7 protein-coding genes are annotated in these 8024 nt (G+C 61.7%); 6 read left to right on the top strand and 1 reads right to left on the bottom strand.

Annotated features, from left to right (window positions below):
- The first annotated feature begins 234 nt into the window (after window positions 1–234).
- From GEV05_29515 to GEV05_29540, 6 genes are all read left to right on the top strand, one after another.
- Entirely contained in the window at window positions 235–1107 is an 873-nt protein-coding gene (locus GEV05_29515; protein ID MPZ47429.1) for a nitrate ABC transporter substrate-binding protein, read from the top strand.
- A complete protein-coding gene (locus tag GEV05_29520; protein MPZ47430.1) occupies window positions 1044–2210 on the top strand; it encodes a tripartite tricarboxylate transporter substrate binding protein in 1167 nt (388 codons plus the stop codon). Before GEV05_29515 ends, GEV05_29520 begins: the two co-directional genes overlap by 64 nt.
- Before the next feature lie 64 nt (window positions 2211–2274).
- Window positions 2275–3906, top strand: a complete 1632-nt coding sequence (locus GEV05_29525) for an FAD-dependent oxidoreductase (protein MPZ47431.1) — start codon at window positions 2275–2277, stop codon at window positions 3904–3906.
- A 138-nt stretch (window positions 3907–4044) separates the two neighbouring features.
- Window positions 4045–5004 (top strand): taurine ABC transporter substrate-binding protein, encoded by a 960-nt coding sequence (locus tag GEV05_29530; GenBank protein MPZ47432.1) that lies wholly within the window; start codon window positions 4045–4047, stop codon window positions 5002–5004.
- Between the two features lie 77 nt (window positions 5005–5081).
- Complete coding sequence (locus GEV05_29535; GenBank protein ID MPZ47433.1) at window positions 5082–5912, top strand: tripartite tricarboxylate transporter substrate binding protein; 831 nt, start codon at window positions 5082–5084, stop codon at window positions 5910–5912.
- Window positions 5884–6057 carry a hypothetical protein gene (locus GEV05_29540; GenBank protein ID MPZ47434.1) on the top strand — a complete coding sequence of 58 codons (174 nt, stop codon included), beginning with the start codon at window positions 5884–5886 and terminating at the stop codon, window positions 6055–6057. The genes GEV05_29535 and GEV05_29540 overlap by 29 nt, the downstream gene beginning before the upstream one ends.
- 178 nt (window positions 6058–6235) lie before the next feature.
- On the opposite strand, the gene GEV05_29545 is transcribed toward GEV05_29540, so the two are convergent.
- Entirely contained in the window at window positions 6236–7258 is a 1023-nt protein-coding gene (locus GEV05_29545; protein ID MPZ47435.1) for a tripartite tricarboxylate transporter substrate binding protein, read from the bottom strand.
- Between the last annotated feature and the right edge of the window lie 766 nt (window positions 7259–8024).

The raw sequence follows: 8024 nt of genomic DNA on the forward strand, positions 1-8024 counted from the left end.
TCCTGTGGGACAACTGCGCACGCCTTTACGGGATCGCCAAACCTGCAGCCGCATTGACTCGCGATAAGAGCGCGGTTTCTGCCGCCTGAACTGCCGCCTGCCGGCCTCGCCGGAATGAGTCCGATTCCGGCGTGTGGCGGACCCCTCGTGGCGGCCGTATTTTTCCGGCCAGGTCCGCCGATCCAGCGAAGTGGCGGTGGTCACCTACGACAGCAACGCACATGAGGAACAGCCATGACATCCACGACGAGACCCGTTGTAAAGGTCGCTCCCAATAACCCCGTGTTCGACCTGCCGGTGACCGTCGGCATAGAGGAAGGTCTATTCGACAAGGCGGGGCTCGATGTCAGCTTCTCGGCAACCTATGCTGATCGCGAGAAGGACAGCGCGGACAAGCCGATCCTGTCGCGGTTGAAGGAGCAGCTCTACGAGTGCGGTTCGGCCGATAGCTACAACGTCTGCGAATGGGCAAGCATCGACCGGCTGGAGCAGGGCAAGCGCGGAGGCAACATTGCCGCATTGCGTGCCGCGGTTGCGGCACAGGCGATCCTCACCTTCGACGAGAAGCTGCAGACCGCGCGCGACCTGGCCGACATCCCCGTCGTCGTACAGGAGCTCACCGGCTCCCATTACACGACGCTGCAGATGCTCGAGAGCGCCGTCGGCCGCGAGCACGTCAGGATCGAGAAGGGCGGCCTCCCGCCGAAGCGCTGGGAAGGGCTCAGGAACGCCACTCACCGCGTGGTGACCGTGATGGAGCCATTCATCAGCCTCGGGCTCAAGGAAGGCGCGCATATCATCGCATCGGCGTTTTACCGGGGCGGCGAGGTGGTGGCGCCGGAGCTCACGCCGGAACAACGCAAGGCCTATTACGACGCCGAGAATGCGGCCGTAGACCTCATCAATGCCGATTTCTACAAGTATGCACACCACGTGGCAGCGCACGCCAAGGGCGCGTTGCAGCCGCATGAGCTCCTGCGTGCGTTCGTGCGCTACAAGCACGTCGATTACTATGATCGGGCCTTGTTCAGCCGGGCCTATGAGTGGATGAAGGCCCGGGGAATGACGGAAGGCCAAAGCGAGCACGCGGGGCTCGTCGTAAGCTGATGTTTACAGCTCGGGCTGGAGGGATGAGAGCGAACTCTCTTTTCGTGACCGCGGCGCGTAGCGGGTGGACCTCCGTGGTCTCAACCTGTTCCATAGGCCATTGTACGATGCGTAAACGACACGCTGCTTTGGTTTTGGGAATATCGGCATCGCTGCTCGTCCTCGCCATAACCTCGCGCGCCGCTGCGCAGACGACGCGCTCGGAGTACCCCGCCGGGCCGATTATCATGATCGTCCCCTTCCCACCCGCCGGTCCGACCGACGCGGTCGCCCGCATCATCGCGCAGAAACTCTCTGAACAATGGTCCAGGCCGGTGGTTGTAGACAACCGTCCCGGGGCGGGCGGCACAATCGGGGTTGCCGCGGCCAGCAAGGCGCCTGCCGACGGCTATACGATCGTCATGGGCGGGTCGAGCAATCTTGCGGTTGCGCCGAGCCTATACGCAAAGCTGCCGTACGATCCGCTGCGCGACCTGACGCCGGTTGCCAACGTCGCGTCCGGGCCCTATGTGCTGGCGGTGCATGCCACCGTGCCTGCCACCAGCGTGCAGGAACTGATCAAACTGGCGAAATCCAGAAAAGGCTTGTTGACCTACGGCTCGGCTGGACGAGGCTCGAGCTCCAATCTCGCCGGCGAGCTTCTGCGTTCCACAGCCGGTATCGATATCCTTCAGGTGCCTTACAAGGGTGCTGCACCCCTGGTCACGGCCGTCCTGGCCGGGGAGATCGACATCATTTTCGCCGATTTCTCCGCGCTCGCACCTTCCGCCAAGGCCGGCAAGATACGGATGCTCGCAGCGATCGGCAGTAGTCGAATCGCAGCAGCGCCGGACTTGCCCACCGTCGCAGAAGCGGGGGTCCGCGGCTACGCCGTCGATGTCTGGTTCGGCATCATGGCGCCGGCGGGCACGCCTCGGAGCATCGTCGCGACGCTCAATTCGGCCATCCTCAACGGGCTCAATGCACGGGAAGTCCGTGAGCGCCTGCAGAGACTCGGCTATGAACCAATTGGTGGCACACCCGAGCAGTTTGGCGCAACCCTCCGCGCCGATATAGAAAAATTCAGACGCATCGTCCGCAGCGCCAACATTGCGGTCGAGTAGCGGCACCCTGACGCGGCATAGCTGTGCGTGCAGCCGATTCGTAAAATGACCTGAGGAACCAGCCTTGGAGAACGAGACCTTCGATGTCGTCGTGGTGGGATATGGATTCGGCGGAGCCATCGCTGCACTGAATGCTGCACAATGCGGCGCCAGAACGCTGCTGATCGAGAAATCGACCGTGCCCGGCGGCATATCGATCTGTTCCTACGGCGCCGTCCGCAGTGCACACGACGCGGAGCAGGCGTTTCAATACCTCAAGGCGACGAACGACGGGCGCACACCCGATGACGTACTGCGCGCGCTCGCACAGGGCATGAGCGAGATCGAGAAATACGTGCGCGAACTCGGGCGGGTCAACGGCGCGGTCATCAAGACCTCGATCGAGGAGAACCAGGCCGTGATGGCGGACCCGAGAAGCGGGCCATACGACCACGAGAAACGGCCACTGCGCCGCATCGGTGGTAACTATCCGTTCCCGGGCACGACAACGTTCTACCACACCACCGCTCACGACGTGCCGGGGTTCGATGCGCGAAAACACTATCCGTGGGCCAATGGGGCACCCGGCGGGCCCAAGCTGTTCAAGATCCTGGAGGACAATCTTGCGCGTCAGGGGATCGAGATCCGTCTCGGTTGCGCTGCCCAACGCCTGATTGCAGAACCCGGCACGCGCGAAGTGCGCGGCGTGCGGGTATCGCACAACGGGGGCGGTTACGAGATTCTCGCGCGCCGCGGCGTAGTGCTCGCGAGCGGCGGCTTCGAGGGCAACGCCGCGATGCGCGAGCAGTTCATGGAAGGCAAACCCATTCTGAACGCAATGGCCGGCGGCAACACCGGGGATGGCATCCGTATGGCGCAGGACCTGGGTGCGGCGTTATGGCACATGTGGCATATCCACGGCGCATACGGCTTTCGCCATAGCGACCCCGCCTACCCTTACGCAATTCGCCTGAAACGCTTTTCCGATTGGTTTCCCGGCGATGAGGACAGCGTCACCCTGAAGATGCCGTGGATCCTGCTGGATCAGGACGGCAGGCGCTTCATGTCCGAGTACCAGCCCTACACGCAGGATACGGCGGTGCGGCCGATGCAGTATTACGACCCCGTGAAGCAACGTTATCCGCGCAATCCCAGCGTCATGGTGTGCGACGAGGTCGGGCGAAAACTCTATCCCCTTGGAAAGGCCACCTCCAATGAGGAAGGTCTGCGCTACGACTGGAGTGCAGACAACCTGAGGGAGGTCGAGCTCGGCATCCTGAAGCGCGGGAATTCGCTTCGCGAACTTGCCCAGATGCTCGGCATCGCAACGGACGCAATGGAAAAGAGCGTGCAGCGCTGGAACGAGCTTTGCGCGCGCGGCGGCGACGAAGACTTTGGTCGCCCGCGCGGTTCGATGATGCCCATCAGTACGCCTCCTTTCTACGGCGCACCGGTGTGGGCAACCGTGACCAACACGCAGGGCGGACCGGTACACGACGCTGAAACGCGCATCATTGATGTCTACGGAGAGCCGATCCCCCGGCTATACGCTGCCGGCGAGCTGGGCAGCTCTTTCGGCCATCTTTACATGTCGGGCGGTAACATCGTCGAATGCTTCGTGACTGGTCGCATTGCGGGGCGCAATGCCGCGCAGGCCACGCCGGTCTCCGGACTGAACACCGTGACCCATCACAACCCGTCGCCGATCAGCGCGTGATGCGCTGATTCTGCCGAAGCATTCAACTACTGGAACTGCGGCCTGGGCCAGACGCGGAAAGGATCGATGCACTCAGCCCCTGCGGTTTCTGTGGTGCGATGAAAGCCGCGACGAGCATCGAGGCGGGAGAAATCAGGGGTGGACGAACTCACGATTGCGCTGGAGCTGTACGACCGGCATCTGCCTTTCTTTCTTGGCACGGTGAAACCGCCGGATGGCATGACCCTGCGCGCTCTGGAAGTCGGTATGGTTCCGCCGCGCCGGCACGGTATCTCGCGCCACGCGCGGTTCCTCAAAGGTGAGTTCGACATAGCGGAACATTCGCTCGCGTCGTACATCATCGGCGTCGAACGCGGGTTGCCATTCGGCGCCGTGCCAGTCTTTCCGCGCCGGCTGTTCAGCCAGAACCACATCTTCGTCAACACCAACGCCGGAATTCGCAACCCGAGCGACCTGATCGGACGCCGCGTCGGTGTGGGCGCTTTTCAGATTACGATGGCGGTCCTCGCGAAGGGCGACCTCAAAACCGAGTACGGCGTGCCGTGGGATCAGATCCATTGGGTAACCACGCGCGCAGAAGAGATTCCCGTCGACTACGGAATGCACCTCGAGCGCGCGAAAGGGCCGATTGACGAGCTGCTCTTCAATGGCCAGATCGACGCGCTGATCTACCCGCATCCGCCGCCGCGAGTTCTCGAGCGTGATCCGCGCGTGCGTCGATTGTTTGCCGATGCGCGCGGGGAGTCGACACGCTACTACAGGAGACATGGGTGGTACCCGATCATGCACTTGCTCGCGTTCAAGCGCGAGCTGGCGGAGCGCAAGCCGGATCTCCCGCGCGCGCTGATCGGAATGTGGGAAGAGGCGAAACGCCAGACGCGCGAGTACTACGACGATCCAGGCTATGCGCTGCTTGCGTTCTCTCGCACCGAGTACGAAGCGCAGCGCGACACGCTCGCGCCCGAGCTGTGGCCGTCCGGCATCAAAGCGAATCGCGCCAATCTCGAGCATTTCATGGCATATTGCGTCGATCAGCGCCTGATCAAAGCACCCGTGCCGATAGAGCGGCTGTTTCACGAATCGGTGCTCGATACCTGAACGATCGAAACTACATGTCTTCCTTCGATTCCGCCTGAACGCTGTTGCCGGCCCCTCCACTCGCGGAGAAATTCCCGATGCAAAATCCGATACACGCCTATGCGGTCTTGTGCTCTACATTGGCGCTGCTGATGGGCGCGGGTTCTGTGGCCGCGCAAGTCTGGCCGACGAAGCCCGTTCGGCTGATGGTCCCGTACGCGCCCGGCGGCATAGCCGATACGATGGCACGGTTCACCGCGCCGATGCTTCAGAGCGCGCTCGGCCAGACCGTACTGGTCGAAAGTAAACCCGGCGCAAGCGGCAGCCTCGGCACCGAATATGTCGCAAAGAGCGCTCCGGACGGGCAGGCATTGCTCATTGGCCTCGCGGCGCCTCAGACCCTCAACCAGTTCATTTTCAAGGTCGGCTATGACGGCCTCCGGGACTTCGCGCCGATTACGCTGCTCAATACCAATCCATTGGTGCTGATGGTCCATCCCAGCCTACCCGTGCGCAACGTGAAGGAGCTGATAGCACTTGCAAAGGCACAGCCTGGCAAGCTCCGCTTTGCTGGAGCCGGCGGCCTCACTCAGTTCGGCGGCGAGATATTCAAGTTCATGGCAGGCATTGATATGGTTCACGTCCCGTATCGCGGCGGCGCGCCCGCCGTCGCTGCCACAGTAGCCGGCGAGGCGCAGCTTACCTTCGCCAATTACTCCGACGCTGTAGGCTACATGCAATCAGGCCGGCTGCGAGAGCTGGCAATCACCTCCGCTCGGCGTTTCCCTCAGGCCCCGGAGCTCATGACAATCGCCGAAGCGGGGTTGCAGGGCTACGAAGTGGAGGGTTGGACGGGCCTACTCGCGTCCGCCGGTACCTCACGCGAAATCATCGCGAAGCTTGCGGCGATCGTTCAGCAGGGTCCTTAAGAACCCAGAAGTTCGAAAGCGCATGCTGCAGATCGGGGCCGTGCCCGGCGGCAATACGCCGGAGGAGTTTCGCGCGTTCATACAGGCCGAAATGCAGAAGTGGGGCAATTTGGTCAAGCAGACGGGCATTAAAGTCGAGCAATAAACGTTTTCTGGGAGAGTAGGCCGGCGGAATTGCAGCGCTGGCCTACTCTCCCAATAGCAGCCTTTACGCATGGAGTTTTTATGGACGCGATCGAGCTTCTGCTGGGCCGGACCTCCGCACTTAAACCTTCAAGAACCCGGTCCGTCGCTCCCCGCGCCGTAGCGCAAACGGCTTGGAGCTAGTTCGGTCGCCCCCAATCTGCGGAGATCCCCAGCCGATTGACCAGTCCGCGCCATTTTCCGATTTCCTTCACGACCCGATCATCGAAGGCTGCGGGCGTCATGGGCACGACGTCGATGCCCTCCTTCCTGACATTATCCCGAATGTCGGGCAAGGCGAGCACCGCCGTGATCTCCGCATGCAGTTTGTTGATCACCGTTGTGGGCGTCGGCGCTGGTGCAACGAAACCATACCACCCGCTGACTTCGTATCCCGGCAGCCCCGATTCGGCGAGCGTCGGCAAGTCCGGAAGCAGCGGATTGCGCTTGACGGTGGTCACGCCGAGCAGACTGATCTTTCCGGTCTTGACGTAGTTGCGTCCGCTCGAGAACGAAATTATGGACACCGGGACGCTGCCGCCCATCAAGTCCGAAATGAGTTGCCCCGTTCCCTTGTAAGGGACATGCACAAGCTTCACTCCGGCAATCTCGTTCAACAGCTCCGAGGCAAGGTGCGTCATGTTGCCGATACCTGACGACGAGAAACTGATCTGGCCTGGTTTGCGTTTGGCGAGCCCCACCAGCTCTGCCGCTGTCTTCACCCGCAGCCCTGGATGCACCGCGAGAACGTAGGGACTGTCCCCGATGAACGCGACCCCGCGGAGATCCTTGATGGTGTCGTATGGAAGCGTGCGGTAGACACTCGGATTGACCGCATGGCCCGCCGGCACGATCATGAACGTATATCCGTCCGGGGTCGCCCGTGCGGTCATCTCGGTCCCGATGATCGTATTGGCGCCAGGGCGGTTGTCGATCACGACCTGCGCCCCGAGACGCTCTGCCAGTCGCGTCCCCAACAGCCGGGCAAGGAGGTCGTTGAGGCCTCCCGGGGGAAACGGAACGATCAAGCGCAGCGGTTTGGTTGGGAAATCGTTCGCCAGCGCACCCCGATGCTCCGGAACGATACCGAACACACCGACCACGATCGCTGCGGCACATCCTACAAGCGGCTTCAGAGACACTTGAACACCCCTCCTGTCAATCTGTCAATCTGCGTACGAACGAGTGGACCACTGATCATGCCAAGAACGCTTCTAGCCGCTTGGCAGCATGACTGCAACATCCTCGACCCACGGTTCACTGGGTCATCTGACCCCCCAGCGAATACGCCGGAAACGGTCAGAAATCGGAGCAGCGCAGCTGCGATATTCTGCTTCAGAACCGACGCATTGCGGGGGAACGTCAGATCATATTGCGTGCCGTGGACTCACCGTATCCTTGCTCCAGCATCGGCTATCTTCGACCATTGAGAAACTTGCGATTGTTGGCAAGCTCGGCCGGAAGCAGCGGTCATACGCCCTCCGTTGCAGGTGTTGGGAGGGCGAGCTGTGTTGAAGCGAAGCGTATTCCGGCCTATGTAGAGCTCAGATAGTCTCGTTGGGTTTCCATAGTGAGTTTCCATATTACGAGAATTTCCACCAAATGCGACGCGATTGACCGCCTGTCGAATCGGCGATACAGTTTGAACGAGTAAAGGTCAGTTTTTTGAGCTGCCCGTTCGCCTACAACGAGTTGGATGTTGGCGGCTCCGTGACGGCATGAATCATGGATGCGTCGATCGCCGTGCGCTGACAGTGCGGTCTTGCTGTTGCCGATTGAGTAACGATTGAGCAACTTGTGTCGACTCTGAGACGACTAGTTCATCATCAGCGCGGTGCCGAGGTGCTCGAGCTCGCCGCTGACGTATTGGTGATTGGCGGCGGGCCGGCGGCGTCCTGGGCGGCGCTCGCGGCAGCCGAGGCGGGCGCG

This window comes from Betaproteobacteria bacterium (assembly GCA_009377585.1).
In the GTDB taxonomy this organism is placed as follows: Bacteria; Pseudomonadota; Gammaproteobacteria; order Burkholderiales; family WYBJ01; genus WYBJ01.